This is a genomic window from Shimia thalassica (genome assembly GCF_001458215.1).
GTDB classification, from domain to species: Bacteria; Pseudomonadota; Alphaproteobacteria; order Rhodobacterales; family Rhodobacteraceae; genus Shimia; species Shimia thalassica.
Map to the genome: position 1 here is coordinate 1,232,883 of NZ_CYTW01000001.1, position 19,203 is coordinate 1,252,085.

The 19,203-nt window shown below is 55.7% G+C and carries 15 protein-coding genes; 10 read left to right on the top strand and 5 right to left on the bottom strand.

Annotation, left to right across the window (positions count from 1 at the left end):
* Positions 1-65 precede the first annotated feature (65 nt).
* From PH7735_RS05705 to PH7735_RS05720, 4 genes are all read left to right on the top strand, one after another.
* Positions 66-482, top strand: a complete 417-nt coding sequence (locus tag PH7735_RS05705; RefSeq protein WP_058310319.1) for a rhodanese-like domain-containing protein — start codon at positions 66-68, stop codon at positions 480-482.
* Complete coding sequence (locus PH7735_RS05710; protein ID WP_058310320.1) at positions 479-928, top strand: methyltransferase family protein; 450 nt, start codon at positions 479-481, stop codon at positions 926-928. Before PH7735_RS05705 ends, PH7735_RS05710 begins: the two co-directional genes overlap by 4 nt.
* A gap of 137 nt (positions 929-1,065) precedes the next feature.
* Positions 1,066-2,637 carry a Re/Si-specific NAD(P)(+) transhydrogenase subunit alpha gene (locus PH7735_RS05715; protein WP_058310321.1) on the top strand — a complete coding sequence of 524 codons (1,572 nt, stop codon included), beginning with the start codon at positions 1,066-1,068 and terminating at the stop codon, positions 2,635-2,637.
* Between the two features lie 13 nt (positions 2,638-2,650).
* Positions 2,651-4,111, top strand: coding sequence for an NAD(P)(+) transhydrogenase (Re/Si-specific) subunit beta (locus tag PH7735_RS05720; RefSeq protein WP_058310322.1), 1,461 nt, complete (start codon positions 2,651-2,653; stop codon positions 4,109-4,111).
* 52 nt (positions 4,112-4,163) lie between these two features.
* On the opposite strand, the gene PH7735_RS05725 is transcribed toward PH7735_RS05720, so the two are convergent.
* A complete protein-coding gene (locus PH7735_RS05725) occupies positions 4,164-5,693 on the bottom strand; it encodes a calcium-binding protein (protein WP_082645137.1) in 1,530 nt (509 codons plus the stop codon).
* A gap of 198 nt (positions 5,694-5,891) precedes the next feature.
* On the opposite strand from PH7735_RS05725, the gene PH7735_RS05730 reads away from it, so the two are divergent.
* Positions 5,892-7,172 carry a DUF3422 family protein gene (locus PH7735_RS05730; RefSeq protein ID WP_058310324.1) on the top strand — a complete coding sequence of 427 codons (1,281 nt, stop codon included), beginning with the start codon at positions 5,892-5,894 and terminating at the stop codon, positions 7,170-7,172.
* Here PH7735_RS05730 and PH7735_RS05735 read toward each other — a convergent pair.
* The 4 genes from PH7735_RS05735 to PH7735_RS05750 form a co-directional block, all read right to left on the bottom strand.
* Positions 7,108-8,169 (bottom strand): YeeE/YedE family protein, encoded by a 1,062-nt coding sequence (locus PH7735_RS05735; protein ID WP_058310325.1) that lies wholly within the window; start codon positions 8,167-8,169, stop codon positions 7,108-7,110. The genes PH7735_RS05730 and PH7735_RS05735 overlap by 65 nt on opposite strands.
* A 205-nt stretch (positions 8,170-8,374) precedes the next feature.
* The gene (locus PH7735_RS05740) at positions 8,375-9,343 is read right to left on the bottom strand and encodes an ABC transporter permease (protein ID WP_058310326.1); all 969 of its coding nucleotides are present in this window, start codon (positions 9,341-9,343) and stop codon (positions 8,375-8,377) included.
* Positions 9,336-10,343: an ABC transporter permease gene (locus PH7735_RS05745; protein WP_058310327.1), complete on the bottom strand. Its 1,008-nt coding sequence runs from the start codon at positions 10,341-10,343 to the stop codon at positions 9,336-9,338. Before PH7735_RS05745 ends, PH7735_RS05740 begins: the two co-directional genes overlap by 8 nt.
* 127 nt (positions 10,344-10,470) lie before the next feature.
* Positions 10,471-12,171, bottom strand: coding sequence for a peptide ABC transporter substrate-binding protein (locus tag PH7735_RS05750; protein WP_058310328.1), 1,701 nt, complete (start codon positions 12,169-12,171; stop codon positions 10,471-10,473).
* Between the two features lie 293 nt (positions 12,172-12,464).
* On the opposite strand from PH7735_RS05750, the gene PH7735_RS05755 reads away from it, so the two are divergent.
* Genes PH7735_RS05755 through PH7735_RS05775 form a run of 5 tightly spaced genes read left to right on the top strand, consistent with a single transcriptional unit; the run spans position 12,465 to position 19,182 of the window.
* Positions 12,465-14,285 (top strand): ABC transporter ATP-binding protein, encoded by a 1,821-nt coding sequence (locus PH7735_RS05755; protein ID WP_058310329.1) that lies wholly within the window; start codon positions 12,465-12,467, stop codon positions 14,283-14,285.
* A gap of 1 nt (position 14,286) precedes the next feature.
* Positions 14,287-15,450: an acetylornithine deacetylase gene (gene argE, locus PH7735_RS05760; protein WP_058310330.1), complete on the top strand. Its 1,164-nt coding sequence runs from the start codon at positions 14,287-14,289 to the stop codon at positions 15,448-15,450.
* A 6-nt stretch (positions 15,451-15,456) separates the two neighbouring features.
* Positions 15,457-16,800, top strand: coding sequence for an NAD(P)/FAD-dependent oxidoreductase (locus PH7735_RS05765; RefSeq protein ID WP_058310331.1), 1,344 nt, complete (start codon positions 15,457-15,459; stop codon positions 16,798-16,800).
* Between the two features lie 23 nt (positions 16,801-16,823).
* A complete protein-coding gene (locus tag PH7735_RS05770) occupies positions 16,824-17,996 on the top strand; it encodes a M20 aminoacylase family protein (protein WP_058310332.1) in 1,173 nt (390 codons plus the stop codon).
* Between the two features lie 22 nt (positions 17,997-18,018).
* Positions 18,019-19,182 carry a M20 aminoacylase family protein gene (locus PH7735_RS05775; RefSeq protein ID WP_058310333.1) on the top strand — a complete coding sequence of 388 codons (1,164 nt, stop codon included), beginning with the start codon at positions 18,019-18,021 and terminating at the stop codon, positions 19,180-19,182.
* Positions 19,183-19,203 lie beyond the last annotated feature (21 nt).

The following is a 19,203-nucleotide window of genomic DNA, read 5'->3' on the forward strand; positions in this document are numbered from 1 at the left end:
CCTATTTTCACTAAAAGACAAAATGCGGCGTTGCAGGAATTGAAAACGTCGTTAAAGGAGATCGTATGACTCGGTTTATCCCTGTATTGTGTGCCCTCTGCTTGGCGTCTTCTGCATTTGCGGACGAAGACCCCGTGGCAGAAGCAATTGTCGATTACATGGATTTTGCCACCTACGAGGCCGGCATCCTTTTGCCTGCCCAGTTGGAAAAAGACGTCTTTGAGGCCGCGATGTTCGTGGACACCCGGGATGCCGAGCAATTCCAAGCCGGGCATATTCCGGGGGCCGTTCATATCGAATGGCGCGAGGTGCCCGCGCGTTTGGATGAAATTCCCGAAACGGGCATGGTCGTCTTTTATTGCAATACCGGCACGCTGTCGTCGCAGGCCACCTTTGCGGCGCGCTTGTTGGGACGCGAAAACGTGGTCGTTTTACAAACCGGCCTGCGTGGCTGGCAGGAAACGGCGGCATATAAACCATGAAACGGATTGATTTTCCTCCTGTCTGGCTTTTCGCAGCGCTTGTCGTTGCTTGGGGGCAGGCGACCTATTACCCGATGGGCCTGTCCTTTGGGCCCGTTTGGGCCGACCTTCTGGGCGGCCTCTTTGTTGGGGGAGGTCTCGTTCTGATGGCTTTGGCCGTCTACGAGATGAACAGAAACAACACCACGATCATTCCTCATAAAGAGGCAGATCATCTGGTGACGACAGGCATATTCAGCCGCAGCCGAAACCCGATCTATGTCGGAGATGTTTTGGTTCTGGCCGGATTGATCCTGTACTGGGATGCGGTGCTGTCGCTGCCGTTAGTGCCCATATTCCTGTGGATCGTTGAGAAACGCTTTGTGATCCCCGAGGAAAACCGCTTGCGACGTAAGTTCAGAGCAGATTTTGCCCGCTATTGTGAAAAGGTGCGGCGATGGGTGTGATGACGTTACGGCGTAGAACTACGGGCGCTCTGTCCTTTTGCTTGTGCAGCAAAGAGTAGGGCGTTAAAACTTTTCGCAAGTGCAGCATAGCTTGCGTGAAATAATCTTACTCTTCGACCATAAGGGGGATAGGAAAGTTGAAAATAGGAACGCCAACTGAGGTGTTTGAAGGCGAGAACCGGGTCGCGATGACTCCGGACTCGGCAAAACAGCTTCAAAAACTGGGCTACGAATGTGCCATCGAAACAGGAGCAGGTGCAAAGGCCGGCTTCTCTGATGCAGACTACGAAGCCGCAGGTGTAGAAGTTCTCAAGACTGCCGCCGCATTGTGGAAGGCCGTCGACATCATTGCAAAGGTACGCCAACCTGACGCAACAGAACTGAAACGTCTTAACAAAGACAAAACATTGATTTCGTTCTTCAATCCGGCAGGAAATGAAGAAGGCATGGAGGCCGCAAAGGCCAAAGGTGCCAACGTGATCGCCATGGAAATGGTGCCACGCATCAGCCGTGCCCAGAAAATGGACGCGCTGTCTTCGATGGCAAACATCGCGGGTTATCGCGCTGTTATCGAAGCGGGCAACAACTTTGGCCGTTTCTTTACCGGCCAGATCACAGCTGCGGGTAAAGTGCCCCCGGCCAAGGTTCTGGTTGTGGGCGCCGGTGTTGCAGGTCTTGCCGCGATCGGGACATCCACATCGCTGGGTGCCATTACATATGCATTCGATGTGCGTCCGGAAGTTGCGGAACAAGTCGAATCAATGGGCGCCGAGTTCGTTTACCTTGATTTCGAAGAAGAACAGCAGGATGGCGCAGCCACCGGCGGTTATGCTTCGGTCTCAAGCCCCGAGTTCCGCGAAGCACAGCTGGCCAAGTTCCGTGAACTGGCCCCTGAAGTCGATATCGTGATCACCACGGCCCTTATTCCGAACCGCGAAGCGCCGGAACTGTGGACCGAGGACATGGTCGCCGCCATGAAGCCGGGTTCGGTCATTGTTGACCTTGCTGCGGAAAAAGGCGGCAACTGCAAAATGACCGTGATGGACGAGAAGATCGTGACCGAGAATGGCGTGACCATTATCGGCTACACAGATTTCCCGTCGCGCATGGCATCGCAGGCATCGACTTTGTATGCGACCAACATCCGTCACATGATGACAGACCTGACCCCTGAAAAAGACGGTCAGATCAATCACGACATGGAAGATGACGTGATCCGCGGCGCGACAGTCACCCATCAGGGCGAAATCACCTTCCCACCGCCCCCGCCAAAAGTTCAGGCGATTGCGGCCAAGCCGAAGGAAACCGTTCCCGAGCTGACGCCCGAAGAAAAGCGCGCCGCAGAAGTGGCCGCATTCAAGGCACAGACCAAACAGCAGGTGACCTTGCTGGCGGTTGGTGGCGCACTCTTGCTGGGTGTCGGTCTTGTTGCACCAGCCAGCTTCATGCAGCATTTTATCGTGTTTGTTCTGGCGGTCTTTGTTGGCTTCCAGGTGATCTGGAACGTCGCGCATTCGCTGCACACCCCGCTGATGGCTGTTACAAACGCCATTTCGTCGATCATCATTCTAGGCGCGCTGATGCAAATCGGTTCTGGCAGCTTCCTGGTGATCCTGTTGGCCGCGCTTTCCGTCTTTATGGCCGGGATCAACATCTTTGGCGGCTTCCTTGTGACACGGCGCATGCTCGCCATGTTCCAGAAATCGTAAGGGGGTCGGGATTATGGAATTCGGATTCACAACAGCAGCCTATGTGGTTGCAGCTGTTCTCTTTATCCTGTCGCTGGGCGGTCTGTCTGGTCAGGAAAGCGCAAAGCGCGCCGTCTGGTACGGCATTGTGGGCATGGGTCTGGCGGTGTTCGCCACGCTGATTGGTCCCGGTGCGGGCCTGTGGTGGCTGTCGATCATCCTGATCGCAGCAGGTGGCATGATCGGATACCAACTGGCCTCAAAGGTCGAAATGACCCAGATGCCCGAACTGGTGGCCGGCATGCACGCGCTGGTCGGTTTGGCGGCGGTGTTCGTGGGCTTTAACGCCCATTTCGAACTGGGCAATGTCATGTCGATGAGCCCGGACGGAACCTTGCCACTGTCAAAAGAACTGGCGGCAGGTCTCGACGGTTTTGCAGCCCTTTTGGCCAAGAAAGAAGGCGTTGAAATCAATATTCTGCGGGTTGAAGCCAGCTTGGGTATTTGGATCGGTGCCGTGACCTTCACAGGTTCAGTCATTGCCTACGGAAAACTGTCGGGCAAAGTGACCTCGGCCGCAACCAAACTGCCCGGCGGGCATATGCTGAACGCTGCAGCAGCAGGTATCTCGTTGCTCAGCCTGATCTGGTACCTTAACTCTGGTGGCTTCCTGCCGCTGCTGGTTCTGACAATTGCCGCGCTGTTCATCGGCTATCACCTGATCATGGGCATCGGCGGCGCCGACATGCCGGTGGTTGTGTCGATGCTGAACTCGTATTCGGGTTGGGCCGCGGCCGCGATTGGTTTCAGCCTTGGCAACGACCTGTTGATTGTTGTGGGTGCACTGGTTGGCTCATCAGGTGCGATCCTGTCCTACATCATGTGTAAGGCGATGAACCGCTCGTTCGTCAGTGTTATCCTTGGCGGCTTTGGCGGAGCAACCGGTGGTCCTGCGATGGAAGTTGAAGGCGAACAGATCGCCATTGACGCAGATGGAGTTGCCACTGCTTTGGAAGAAGCTGACAGCGTCATCATCATCCCGGGCTACGGTATGGCCGTTGCGCAAGCACAGCAAAACGTTGCCGAGCTGACCCGTCGTCTGCGTGCAAAGGGCAAGGAAGTGCGTTTCGCAATTCACCCCGTTGCAGGCCGTCTGCCAGGTCACATGAACGTTCTGCTTGCAGAAGCCAAAGTGCCTTACGACATCGTTATGGAAATGGACGAGATCAACGATGATTTCCCGGAAACGGACGTCGCGATTGTGATCGGCTCGAACGACATCGTGAACCCGGCTGCTCAGGAAGATCCAAACAGCCCCATCGCTGGGATGCCGGTTCTGGAATGCTGGAAAGCCAAGCAGGTTTTCGTGTCGAAACGTGGTCAGGGTACAGGTTACTCGGGCATCGAGAACCCGCTGTTCTTCAAAGAGAACACGCGCATGTTCTATGGCGACGCTAAAGCCTCGCTGGATCAACTGTTGACGATGATCCAGTAAACAGCTTCACATTACATTGAAAAGGGCGCTCGTTAAAAGCGCCCTTTTTGCTTTACACGAAATCAAAATCTGATTGGGCAAGACTCTCGACATTCAAAAGCCTTGCCAGGTGAACGACATCCACAATGCCATTTGAAAAATCGGCGGCCGTTTCATAGCGGACATGGAACAGGTGTCCGTTGTGAAAAGCAAAGGCCGCATCACTGGCGTCTTCAAGGCCCAGATCATCAATAGACTGGGTGTTGTATATGGCCCCCGAAAATTCGGCAGCGGTCATCTGCAAAAGGTCTTCGCCGGACGTGAAGTCCTTGATGATGTCAAAATCCGTGTTGCGAAAAGCCCCGATCGCCAGCGAGTCTGCGTCGTTTGTCGTAAGGTGGCCGTCGCGGGACACATATGCAAAATGGTCTGCCCCTGCGCCACCAACCAGAGTATCACGGCCATCGATACCTGTTAGTGTGTCGTTGCCCGCGCTTCCGCGCAGCCTGTTGTCAAGAATGCTGCCTGCGATGTTGTCGTCAAAAGACGAACCGCTGATGTTTTCAATCCAGCTTAACGTGTCACCGGTTGCATGGCCTCCGGTCGCGCTGCCAGTTTGAAGGTTTACCGAAATGCCGGCATCAGACGCGGCATATCCGGCGGTATCGCTGCCGACACTCCCGTGCAGAAAATCGGCCCCGACTCCGCCGATCAGGGTGTCATCGCCGCGACCGGCGTCGATGAAATCGTTGCCATCATGCCCGAACACACGATTGTCTTCATCACCCAGAACAAAGCTGTCCCCGACGGTTGTTCCGACAAACCCCTCAATCGAGGTGAACTGGTCGCCTGCGGCAGCGCCACTCGAGGTTTCAAGGCGCACATCAATGATGGCGCCGTACCGGAATATCGTCGCATGCTTGTAGGTGACGACGTCAAACCCCTCTCCACCGTCGAACCAATCCGCGCCGGCACCACCGTCCAGAGTGTCATTACCGGACAGTCCATAGAGAGAGTCATCTCCAGCACCACCAATAATTCGATTGTTGATACTGCTGCCTGTCAGGTGATCAGCATTGTCGGACCCGCGAAGATGTTCGAAGCCATGAAAAATGTCGCCCGTGGCGGCCCCACCCGAAGCGAATTGCGTTTCCAGATGGACAGTGACGCCAGCTGAAGATCCGCTGTAAGATAACAGATCGAGACCTACTCCCCCGACAAGGGAATCCGCGCCATCCCCGCCACGAATTGTGTCGTTCCCATCGCGACCTTCAAGGGTGTCATTGCCCCCTTTTCCTACCAGTCGATTGGTCAGATCATCACCGCGAATAACATCCTCAAGGTTGCTGCCCGTGACGTGTTCGATGGAAACGAGCGTATCGCCCTGAGCTTCGCCGCCGGACGCGGTTGCAGTCAAAAGGTCAATTTGGACACCAAGCTCTGACAAAGAATACCGGACTGTGTCCCGACCGGTACCGCCATCAATATAGTCGCCACCAAGGTCACCAACCAAAACGTCGTTTCCTTCAAGCCCGTTCAGCGTGTCAGCGCCAATCGTGCCAGTCAAAGTGTCGTTAAGAGCTGTTCCATTAAAGACGGGCATGATCTGCGTACCCCATAAAGTGAAAAATTATGCGACACCTTGTACCATAAATCCCTGTAAAGTTTGAGGAACACTTGGATTTTGACGGCCAGACTAAAAACTGTATACCGTAGTATTCCGCTAACCAATTGAAAAATAACATTTTTCTTTACAAGTGTGTCGAAATGGGTAGTCTCGCGAAATGTCTGGAGACCGAAAATGCCCCCAATAAGCGACCATCCGCTTCGTTACAAACTGGCCAACGAGCTGCATGCGCGGCCGTTCCCATCCTTGGAAGCACCGTGCACAGCCGTGTTTTTGGCCGTTAAACAACCGGTCAATGCCGTGGGGCGAGACAGGTTGAAAGATCTGGAACATTTGTGTGATCTGTTGGATCGCCATGGGGCACCTCATCCGCAACCGGGGGCAACGCATTACTCTGGGCAGATCGGGCGTCATTGTCTGAAATGGGAACAACACACGGAATTTGTGACCTATACCGTGTTTACACCGGGGCTGAGCGCGCGTGCCTTTGATCCGGCCGAGTTCGAAGTGTTTCCCGAAGATTGGCTTGAGGCCATTCCGGGCGTGCGCGTGACGTCGACATTGATACGGGTCGAGGAACGCCCGACAGACAAGGTGATGCAAGGTCACCTCAAGGACTGGTTCGTGCCCGAGAGCCTTGCAGTGTCTGATGTTCTGGATGGGGCCGCAGTGATCGCAACGGATTTCCGGATCAATCCAGCGGGTCACATGCGTATGGCGGCTTTTGTGACCAAAGGGACGGGGGCGCGACGTATCGGTCGGATCGTGCAACGGATGTGCGAGATCGAGACCTACAAGGCAATGTCCATGTTGGGGCTGAGCCGTGTGAAGGCGATGTCCGAACCACTTGGTGCGCTAGAGCGCGATCTCACGGGGTTGATGGGCCAGATAAGCCGCGGGGATGCTGCGCCAGAGGTGACGTTGGAGCCGCTTTTGCAGATCTCGGCCGAACTCGAGAGCATGATTGCCGAAAGTGCGTTCCGTTTCGGTGCGACGGGGGCGTATGAAACGATTGTGCATCAACGCATCAAGGTCATGCGGGAAGAGCGCTATAACGGGCGTCAGACGTTTTCTGAATTTATGATGCGACGTTATGATCCGGCCATGCGCACGGTGGCATCGACGCAAACAAGGCTGGGGGATCTTTCCCAGCGGTCGACCCGTGCGGGCGAATTGCTGAGAACCAAGGTGGATGTTGCGCGGTCTGCGCAAAATCAGGCGTTGCTGGAAAGCATGGACCGGCGCGCGGATCAGGCGCTGCGCCTGCAGGAAACTGTGGAAGGGCTGTCTGTGGTCGCTATCAGCTATTATGCGGTATCGCTGGTGTCCTACGCGGCCTATCCCCTTGCCAAAGCATCGGGGCTTGGCAAGGGAGAGCTTACAGCGCTTGTCACTCTGCCGGTTGTAGCGGCGGTGTGGTGGATGGTGCGCCGGATCCGCGCAAAGATGCACTAAGCACGCTGTTTGTGGCCAGGGCACCCGCTGCGATGGCGGCAACCGCAAGCACGGCAGAGATCGAGAGTGTGGGCAGGCCAGACAGACCCGCGCCCACGGTGCAGCCGCCCGCCAAGACGCCACCAAACCCCATCAGCACAGCGCCAAACATATAGCGGCCTGTCTGCCTCGGGGTTTCAAAGCTCCGCCATTGAAAGCTCTTGAACAGGAGAGAGGCCAGAAGGCTGCCCGCGATCACGCCGCCGATCAGACCGACACCAAAGTTTGCGCTGACGGCGGTTGAGGCCACGGTGAAGAACAGCGAGTCCGCTGCGGGGGCTGTGAAAGACAGGCTTTCAAATGCAACGGGATCGAAATCGTCATAAAGCACGAACCCTGTTCCAACCCACGCCAAGGGCACCAAGGCCCCGATGGCGACCGCACCTAAAAGGCGCAGTAGTGTGTTCCCGGAACGTACCGCAACAAGCAGGGCCACAAGTACGACAACAGCAACCCAAAGACCTGCGGGACCGGGCAGGGCGGCGTTTTCAAGGGAAACCGTGATACCGCCCAAGCCAACCCGCAACGGCGACAAAAGACCCTTCAACGTGGCATGTGCAACAAATGCAAAGATGAAAAGAACCATCAACGCACGAAGATTTCCGGTTCCGCTAAGAACCGTGAGCCGAGATGCACAGCCTCGGGTCAAAACCATGCCTGCGCCAAACAGGGCGCCGCCCAGCAAAATGGCCACGACCGGAAGGTCAGATGTCATAAAGCGGTGATCCCCGAACGAGATCAGCTCGGCGAACACGGCCACCTGTGTGCCGATCATCGCAACTGCCAAAGCGAGCAACCAGACGCCTGCCGCGGCGCGCCGGTCATGACCGACCAAGGCACGTCGAAAACAGAATTGAGTGCGCTCTGCAAAGAAACCAAACAGGACGCCAACAGCCAGTGCAAAGAACACTGTGACTTGCGGGGCGGTCAGGTTTTCAAATCCGAAGGTCTCGAACATGGTTTTGTCTCGCACTGAGGAATTTTTTCCCACATGAAGACAAATTCAGATTCTTTCAAGTGTTATGAAAAGGCTCTGGTTGCGCTGTGTTGGGATAATTTCCCAATTGGGTGCGTTGGCAGGTCATTTTGTTCTGTAGCCAAAAAGAAAGGCCGGACACTGTGGTCCGGCCTGTTCAACTAAGTTTGGATTTGTCCTTTTTGGACTAGCGACCACGAATTCGCGGGTCCAGCGCGTCGCGCAGACCATCCCCAAGGTAATTCACACTCAGCACAGTCAGCGAGATCGCCATACCGGGCAGAACCACACGCTCTGGGTATTGGTCCATGCGTGGCACAGCGTCCGCAAGCATCTTACCCCAAGTCGGGAAATCTGGTGGAAAGCCGACACCAAGGAAGGACAGGGCGCTTTCCGTGATGATTGCTGTCGCAAGACCCAAGGTGGCCGAAACCATGATGGGGGAAATAACATTCGGCAGAAGGTGCCGGCGGATGATCGCCCCGGGTCTTGTGCCGATCGAGCGCGCCGCCAGAATGAACTCTCTTTCTTTCAGAGCCAGCACTTCAGAACGCACAATCCGTGCGGTCTGCATCCAACTGGTCACGCCGACAACGCCAACGATGAGGATAAACATACCGGTTTCCGGCCCCAGCGCGCCGCGCAGCTGTTCACGAAACAGGGTCACAGCCACCAACAGAAGGGGCAGGATAGGCAAAGACAACACAAGGTCGGTCAAGCGCATCAGCGGGCCGTCCAGCTTGCGGAAATACCCGGCAAGAACACCAATCGTGGTGCCAATGGACAGGGCGATGATCATCGCGACCCAGCCAACAGCCATCGAAGTGCGGCCCCCGACAATCATATTGGCCAGCGCATCGCGCCCAAGGTTGTCTGTTCCCAAGGGATGCGCCCACTGCACCTTGGCATCACTGTTCCAAAGCACGGTATAGATCGGGCGCACATCCTTGTTCCGGATGTCGAGTTTTTGCGGATCAAGCGTCCAGATGTATTCGCCAAACAAAACACCCAGCGTGATCAACAGAAGGAAGGTGCCCCCCATTAATGCGCCTTTGTGTTTGCGGAACTGGTCCCACACATCGCGCCATTGGCTGTGGGGTGGTTCCATCTCGATTTCGTCGCGCAGGGCTTCGATTTTTTGCACGGGCTCAGTCATAACGAATCCTTGGGTCCAGAACGCCGTAAAGCACATCGGCAATCAGGTTGAAGAACACAATCAACACGGCGATCATGAAGGTCAGCGTTTGAACGCTGGGAAGGTCATTGGCAAATAGCGCATTCAAAAGCTGGTCTCCGATACCATTCACTTTGAACACCACCTCGGTGATGATGGCACCGCCGAAAATGCCGGGGACACCCAGAGCAATCGCGGTAATGACGGGGATCATCGAGTTGCGCAGAACGTGCACCATGACAACCATCTTTTCAGGCAGACCTTTGGCACGGGCCGTGCGGACATAATCCTGGTTCAGGTTATCGAGCATCGACGCGCGCATGAAGCGGCTGATTTGTGCGGTTGTTTGCAGGGCAAGCACCATGACGGGCATGATCATCTGGCGCAGCTGGACCACAAAACTGTCCCAGTCATTCACGACATGCGTGGTGTCATAGACAGACGGGAACCAGCCAAGGCTTACGGCGAACACCATGATCAGAAGGGGGCCGGTAAAGAAAGGCGGGATCGAAAAGCCGATCATCGTGACAAAGGTACCGGCTTGATCAAAGATCGAATACTGGCGATAGGCTGAGTAAATCCCGATAGGCAGCGCGATCAGCACACCCACGATATAGGACATGCCAACAACCCAAAGGGTCTGTGGCAGACGCTGGGCGACCATGTCCATAACGGGTGAGCGTGTCTGCCATGACAGGATGCGTTGTTTGCCTTCGGCAAAGGTCGTGCCGAACATATTGTCGAACAGGACCTGCGGTTCGACCCAGAAAAACTGGACCAGCCATTTCCAATACCGGATGTGAAGTGGTTCACCGAGGCCGAGGGCCTCGCGCATTTTCTCTTTTACTTCTGGCGGCACGGTCAATGGCACCTGTGCCATTGGATCACCCGGAGCCAGTTCCAGAAGCAAGAAGATAACAAGGCTGATGAACAAAAGCGTCGGGACTGCAAGGATCAGTCGTCGGATCGTGAAAGTCAGCATTAAGGGCGCCCTTGTTGATCAGTCTTTTTTTGATGAGGCGGAAGTGCGTCGCATTTGGCAAGCGGACGCGTGCATAAATTGAGAGGCGCCCCGATGCAATGCTCAGGGCGCCTCTTTTTGCGTCAAATTACTTGATGCGATGCCAGTCTGCGATGTTCCACAGTTCGGAATCCCAAGTATTCAGAACCACGCCACCAAGGCTGTTTGCATGTGCCGATACACGACCACGGTCCACGAGAGGAACGATTGTGTAGCTGTCTTTGGTCAGCATTTCGTTCATCTTCTTGGAAAGTGCATAGCGTGTTTCCAAATCGGAAGTGCGGCCCAGTTCGTCGATCAAAGCGTCATATGCCGGATCACAGAAACGGTTGATGTTCTCACCCTGCCACTGCGAAGAAGGCTTGGGCTCGTTGCCACAACGGTACATCGACAGGTAAGCCTGAGGATCGGTGCCGTCAAAGTTGTTGGCGTACATTTCAACGTCTGCATAGAACTTCTGGAAGGTGTCAGGCGAACCTGGGTCACCACCGAAGAAGACCGATGCGTTCAGGTTGCGCAGTTCGGTTTCTACACCGATTTCGCTCCACCACTGTTTGATCAGCGCTTGGAAATCCTGACGCACGGCGTTTGTCGAGGTTTGGTACAGGATCGAAATACGAACGCCGTCCTTGGCACGGATGCCGTCAGATCCTTTGACCCAGCCAGCGTCGTCCAGCAGCTTGTTCGCGCCAGCGATGTCTTGTGTCAGACAGTCAGTGTTGTCTGATGCATAAACCGCAGGTCCGGGAACAAGGTTACAGGTCGGGCGACCGGCCTGACCATAGCCAATTTCAACCAGCAGGTTGCGGTCGATGGCCATCGACAGTGCTTTACGCACGTTGATGTCTGACAGGAACGGGTGCGGTGCAGCAACCGTTGCGCGCGTGTCGGCATCAAGCGATGGCGACGGGTCTGTCATGTTCATTTCGAGACGCTCAACCAGCGAACCAAAGGCCGCGATTGGCTTGCCTTTGCCGCCTTCGGCCATTTTGGCCAGAACGTCGGGTGCCAGCTGCATGTTCCATGCATAGTCAAACTCGCCGGTTTCCATAACCGCACGACCAGCAGAGGTCGCGTCGCCGCCGCCTTTGAAGGTCAGCGTGGCAAATGCAGGCTTGGCAGGATCACGATAGTTCGGGTTCGCCGACATCGAGATCACGTCATTTGGCTTGAATTCGTCAACTTTGAAAGGGCCGGTGCCGATCGGGCCAAAGTTTGCGCTTGTGCACTCTGGTGCTTTTGCACCCAGACAATCAGCAAACTGTGCCGCTTGAAGGATAGGACCCTGACCGCCCATGAAAGGACCATAGGGGTTTGGCTTGGCTTCAGAGAAGCTGACCTTAACAGTCAGGTCATCGATAACTTCGACGTTCTCGACACCTTCGTATTTGGCAAGCTGCGCACAGCCGCCTTCGGGGTGCATGCAGTAGTCAGCGGTGAACTTGACGTCGGCCGCGGTGACATCAGAACCGTCTGACCATTTCAGGCCAGATTTGAGTTTCCATGTGATCGACTTCAGATCTTCGCTCACGCCGCCATTGGCAACCGAGGGAATTTCTTCTGCGAGGTAAGGAACCAGAGCGCCATTCGGATCATAGCGACCCAGCGGTTCGATAACCAGCGAAGCCGATTCTATATCTTTGGTGCCGCTGGACAGATAAGGGTTCAAGATTGAGGGCGCTTGCCAGTAAATGATATTTACGTGGCCGTCCGAGCCGCGTTCTGCCATAGCCGCAGGGGCCATTACAAACGCCGCTGCAGCGCCGAGCATGAGGGATTTAGCCTTCATTTTACACTCCATGTTGCGCACTTGCGTGCTTTGTGCGGTGACTTAAGTCATCACTCGCGATTTAAATTCATTAAGAGAAACAACGCAGCGAAACGCACAATTTGTGCGCATTCGCCCGAAACATCCCCTCTCAACTGGAACCATCACAGACCAAGGTTCACAAAATTGCAACCCTTCGTGAGGGGGTGACGCGACGCAACGTAAGCTTCGGACGTCACCTGTTTGACACTTGGGCAGACCTGTCGTTAGCGTCTTGCCAGAGCGATTAACATTGGAAGTGGGGTGTCAGCGGCATGTTGGATAACGCAATTGCGTCCATAGAAAACCTGCGGGTCGAGTTCGAAACAAAGAGCGGCACCGTCGTAGGTGTCGAAGATGTTTCGTTCAAAGTGAACTCTGGTGAAACTGTTTGTATTGTTGGGGAATCCGGCTCTGGAAAGTCCGTTTCCAGCCTTTCTTTGATGCGTCTGGTCGAGTTTGGCGGCGGTAAAATTGCGGGCGGCACGCTCATTTTTGATCGCAAGGAAGGCGAGGATATCGACCTTGCCGCAACCGATCAGGAGTTGATGCGCACGATTCGCGGCAACGAGATCGGGATGATCTTTCAGGAACCGATGACCGCCCTGAACCCGGTATTCACTGTCGGAAGACAGTTGACCGAAGGGTTGCGGTTGCACAAAAAACTATCAAAGGCCGAGGCAGAGGCCCGCGCGCTGGAATTGTTGCGCGAAGTTCGCATCCCTGAACCGGAACGCCGTCTTGTTCAGTACCCTCACGAATTGTCCGGCGGTATGCGCCAGCGCGTCGTGATTGCCATGGCGATGGCGTGCGAGCCACGGTTGCTGATTGCGGACGAGCCGACAACGGCGCTGGATGTAACCATTCAGGCCGAAATTCTGGCCTTGATGGACCGCCTCAAGCGCGAAACCGGAACCGCAGTCATGTTCATTACCCATGACATGGCTGTCGTGGCGCAAATGGCGGACCGCGTGATCGTTATGTTCCGAGGCAAAAAGGTCGAAGAAGGCACCGTCGAAGAGATTTTCGAAAACCCACAGCACAATTATACCAAGGCGCTTTTGGCGGCAGTTCCGAAGCTGGGCGAAATGAAAGGCACGGATGTGCCAAGCCCGATGAAGCTGTTCGGCCACGAGAACCAGAAGATCGAGGAAATCCCCGGCACAAACGAGCCGATCCTGACCGTGAGCAATCTGACCACGCGTTTTCCTGTTCAGGGGGGATTGCTGCGCCGGACCGTGGCGCATGTGCATGCGGTCGAAGACCTGTCGTTTACTGTGAACAAGGGGCAAACCCTGTCGCTGGTAGGAGAGTCGGGCTGTGGTAAATCCACGGCGGGTCGTTCGATCCTGCGTCTGGTCGAGCCGCAATCGGGGCATGTCGAGTTTGATTGCTGTGATGTTATGTCCTTGAACCAAAAGGATCTGCACCGTGTGCGTCAGGACATGCAGATGATCTTTCAAGATCCGTTTGCATCCCTGAATCCCCAGATGGTTCTCATGGATCAGGTCGCGGAACCCATGCGCAACTATGGCACTCACAAAGGCAGCGAATTGCAGGATCGTGTTGCGATGTTGTTCGATCGCGTGGAACTGCCCCGCAGCTTTATGAAGCGTTTTCCGCACGAGCTGTCCGGCGGACAGCGTCAGCGGATCGCGATTGCGCGCGCTTTGGCCTTGAACCCGAAACTGATCGTCGCGGACGAGGCCGTTTCTGCCTTGGATGTTTCGGTGCAGGCACAGGTTTTGAACCTGATGATGGAATTACAGGCAGAACTGGATCTGTCTTACCTGTTTATTTCACATGATATGGCCGTGGTCGAACGCGTAAGCCACCACGTGGGTGTTATGTATCTGGGACGGATTGTTGAAATCGGTCCACGTCGCGAGGTGTTTGAAAACCCGCAACACCCATATACCCAAGCATTGATGAAAGCCGTGCCCATTGCGGACCCGCGTCAGCGCAAGTCGGAAAAGGATTTGAACTTCAAACCGATTCCGTCGCCGATTCATCCCATTGGATACGAGCCGGCCCCTAGCGAATACCGAGAAATTTCACCGGGTCACAAGATCCTGATCACCGATAGCGGATACTGATATGCCCGAAAAATTGAGCCCGAGGGCGATCCTCGAAAAACTGGTGTCCATTCCAACGGTCAGCCGGGACAGTAACCTTCCGCTGATTGAATGGGTGGAAACCTATTTGAACAGCCATGGCATCACTGCCCATCGTCACTATGACGAGACCAATGAAAAAGCGGCGTTGTTTGCTCATGTCGGACCAGAGACAGAAGGTGCCGTGGTTTTGTCGGGGCACACGGATGTAGTGCCCGTGGACGGTCAGCCTTGGGGAACGAACCCGTTTGAGGTGGTCGAAAAAGACGGCAAGCTTTACGGGCGCGGCACGTGCGACATGAAGGGGTTCGATGCCTTGGCGATCTGGACCCTGATCGAAGGCCATTACGCGGACTTGAAGCGGCCTTTGCAATTGGCGCTGAGCTATGACGAAGAAATCGGATGTTTGGGCGCGCCGCCTATGATCGAGGCGATGCAACCGATTGTGCCTAAAGCGTCGGCAGTCATCGTTGGTGAGCCTTCCATGATGCAGGCCGTGAGCGGACACAAAGGCGGTTTTGGCTATCACGTGCACATGCAGGGCTTTGAAGTGCATTCGTCGATTCTACATACGGGTGTAAATGCGATCCTGTACGGCGCAAAAATCATCGAATGGGTCAACCAGATGAATTCGGAAAGCATGGCAAAAGAACCGGGCGAGGTTGCTGCCAAATTCGATCCTCCGTTTACCACAGTGCACGTCGGAACCATCAAAGGTGGAACCGCGCACAACATCACGGCTAAGGATTGCTGGTTTGGCGTCGACTTTCGGGTGGTGCCCGGCGACGACGCCGAAGACTGGCGGGACCTGTTTCTGGCCAAAGTGGCCGAGGTCGAAGCCGAGATGCAAGCGGTTGTTCCAGAAACAAAAATTGTTCTGGAAGAGCGTTTTCAATTGCCCGGATTGGTGCCCGAAGAAAATGGCGAGGCCGAAGCGATTGTGCGTCGTCTGACCGGAGACAACGGAAGCCATGTCGTGTCCTACGGCACCGAAGGCGGACAGTTTCAAGAGGCGGGATACTCGGCCGTGATTTGTGGTCCGGGTGACATCGCCCAAGCACACCAGCCCAATGAATACCTGACCGTCGCGCAGTTCGACGCGGGCAAGGCATTCATGGAACGATTATTGGTCATGTTAAAAGGCTAAGACGTGATGTCGGTATTTCCCATTTCTCTCACGAACCCCATTGAACACAACGCGCCGCTTCCCGAACAGGCGGATGCAGTTATCATCGGCGGCGGCATCATCGGCATCGCATCCGCGTACTATCTCGCCCAAAAGGGCCTCAAGCCTGTTGTGCTGGAAAAAGGCCGCGTTGCGGGCGAACAATCCTCGCGCAATTGGGGCTGGATCCGGCAGATGGGCCGTGATCTGGATGAACTGCCTATTGTTATGGAGTCCACGCAGCTCTGGAAAGAGATGGCGAAGGATCTGGATACCGACATTGGCCTAACCCAATGCGGGCTGACCTATTTTGCGCAAAACCAGACACAGACCGAAGGGTACGAAGACTGGCTGTCAAAGGCACGCGAGATCGGTGTGGACAGTGTCATGTTGTCTGCCAAAGAGGTCGATGCCAAATTTCCGGGCATGACGCGTCAGTATACGGGGGCCTTGCACACACCTTCGGATATGCGGGCCGAACCCTGGGTCACCGTGCCAGCGATTGCGCGGGCAGCGGTCAAGATGGGGGCGGTGATCGTCGAAAATTGCGCGGCCCGCGTACTGGAAACATCCGGCGGCAAGGCCAGCGGCGTCGTCACCGAAAAAGGCACCATCCAAACCTCGGAGGTGATTGTTGCAGGTGGATCATGGTCCACCGTGTTCCTGCGCAATGAGGGGACCAACATTCCCCAATTGTCGGTACGGGCAACCGTTGTTGCGACCAATGCCCTGCCGGATGTGCATCAGGGCGGCGCAAACGGATCGGATTTTGCGTTCCGGCGACGGCAGGATGGCGGCTATACCTTGGCGGCTTCGGGGTTTCACGAAACCTTTGTGGGGCCGGATTCTTTCCGGCATTTCATGACCTACCTACCACAACTCATCAACCAGCCATTTTCACGCAATTACCTGCCCATGTCGCCCAAAGGATATCCGGACGGATGGGGCACCCGCCGGCGCTGGAAGGGCAGTGACGTTTCTCCGTTCGAGAACATGCGCATGCTTGATCCCAAACCCAACATGCGCAAAGTCGAGGAAATCCGCAGCACGTTCCAAGGGTTGTTTCCGGCGTTGGGACCTGTTGAAGTGTCCACGGCCTGGGCCGGTATGATTGATGCCATGCCCGATATCGTTCCCGTCGTGGACCGTGCCCCTGTTCAGGGGCTGTCGATATGTACAGGCATGTGTGGTCATGGCTTTGGCATCGGTCCCGCGTTTGGACGTATCATGGCGGATATGGTGACAGGTGATGACATCGGGCATGACCTGAGTCGGTTCCGTCTGTCTCGGTTCAGCGACGGCTCGAAACTGGTCATGGGGCCGGATCTGTAGCAACAAAAAGAGAGGGGTACATCATGCCGATCAAGAATAGCTTTGCAGAAATGCATGAGGAAATCACCGGCTGGCGGCATCACCTGCATGCCAACCCCGAACTGATGTTTGACGTGCACGAAACTGCTGCCTTTGTTCAGGAGCGCCTGAAAGAGTTCGGCGTGGATGAGATCACGCCGGGTATCGGGCGCACAGGCGTGGTGGCTGTTATCAAAGGGCGCAGCAATACTTCGGGCCGTGTGATCGGATTGCGCGCAGATATGGATGCTTTGCCCATTCACGAGGTCACGGGGTTGGATTATGCGTCGACCGTATCGGGCAAGATGCACGCTTGCGGCCATGACGGGCATACGTCGATGCTGCTCGGAGCGGCCAAGTATCTTGCAGAGACGCGGAACTTTGACGGGACGGCGGTTCTGATTTTCCAGCCCGCCGAAGAAGGCGGCGGCGGCGGCAAAGAGATGTGCGACGACGGCATGATGGACCGTTGGGGCATCCAAGAGGTCTATGGCCTGCACAACACACCCGGATTGCCGGTTGGTGAATTTGCGATCCGGCCCGGCGCCCTGATGGCTTCGGCAGATGAATTTGAAATTGTTGTCACAGGACGCGGCGGACACGCAGCGGCCCCGCATGAAGCCGTGGATACAACCTTGGTTGCCTCGCAAATTGTGGTTTCTTTACAAAGCATTGTTGCGCGTACCGTGAATCCGGTGAAGCGGGTGGTTGTCACGGTTGGCACGTTTGAAACCGACAGCGCCGCCTCGAATGTTATTGCCCACACCGCGCGCCTCACGGGCACAGTGCGTGTTCTCGACCCCGATTACCGCGCCATTGCAGAAGAGCGTATCCGCGCCATTGCCGAACACACGGCACTGGCGTTTGGTGCCAAGGCCGAAGTCACATGGGAAGACGGCTATCCGGTCACGGTCAATTCGACCGACCATACCGATTTTGCAGCAGATGCGGCACGTGCAGTCGCGGGCGCGGAAAAGGTCGACGTCGACACCGATCCGATCATGCCTGCAGAGGACTTTTCCTTCATGTTGCAAGAGCGCCCCGGCGCCTACATCTTCCTCGGGAATGGCGATACGGAAATGTGTCACCATCCCGCCTATCAATTTGACGACGACGCGATTCCGGCTGGGTGTAGCTGGTTCGCAGAAATGGTCGAGCGGCGCATGCCGCTGGGCTGATCACTACGAGGAGCGAGACCCAATGCCAGTAAAGAACCGTTTTGCAGAGTTGCAGGCAGAAATCACAGAATGGCGCCGTGATATTCACGCGCATCCCGAAATCCTGTTCGAAACGCATCGAACATCCGCGCTGGTCGCGGAAAAGCTCGAGGCGTTCGGGTGTGACGAGATCGTCACCGGAATTGGCCGCACAGGTGTGGTCGGGGTCATCAAGGGCAAAACTGATACGTCGGGCAAGGTGATTGGATTGCGCGCCGATATGGATGCGCTTCCCATTCTCGAGGCAACAGGTCTGGACTATGCCTCACAAACCGATGGGGCCATGCATGCCTGCGGTCACGACGGGCACACTGCGATGCTTTTGGGGGCTGCAAAGTACCTGAGCGAGACGCGGAATTTTGATGGCACTGTCGTTGTGATTTTCCAACCCGCAGAAGAAGGCGGCGGCGGCGGCAAGGAAATGTGTGATGACGGTATGATGGACCGCTGGAACATTCAGGAAGTTTACGGGATGCACAACTGGCCGGGCAAACCTGTTGGCGCATTTGCCATCCGTCCGGGGGCATTCTTTGCGGCCACCGACACCTTTGACATTGCGTTCGAGGGCAAGGGCGGCCATGCGGCCAAACCGCAGGAAACCGTCGACACCACTGTCATGACGGCGCAGGCGGTTTTGGCATTGCAAACCATTGCGAGCCGGAATGCCGATCCTGTGGATCAAATCGTTGTGTCGGTCACATCGTTCGAGACATCGTCAAACGCCTTCAACGTGATCCCGCAATCCGTCCATCTTCGTGGAACCGTGCGCACCATGAGCCCCGAAATGCGCGACCTTGCGGAAAAGCGTATTCAGGAAATCTGTGACGGGATCGCCGTGACGTTTGGTGGAACGGTGAATGTGGATTACCACCGCGGTTATCCGGTGATGGTCAACTCGGAAGCACAAACCGAATTTGCGGCGGACGTGGCCCGTTCGATCAGTGGCCAGTGTGACGATGCCCCGCTTGTGATGGGCGGCGAAGACTTTGCCTTTATGCTGGAAGAGCGTCCGGGCGCTTATATTCTGGTGGGTAATGGCGATACAGCCATGGTTCATCACCCCGAATACAACTTCAACGATGAAGCGATCCCTGCGGGCTGTAGCTGGTGGGCCGAAATCGTCGAACAGCGTATGCCTGCGGCGTGACAAAACAAAACCCAAGAGTGG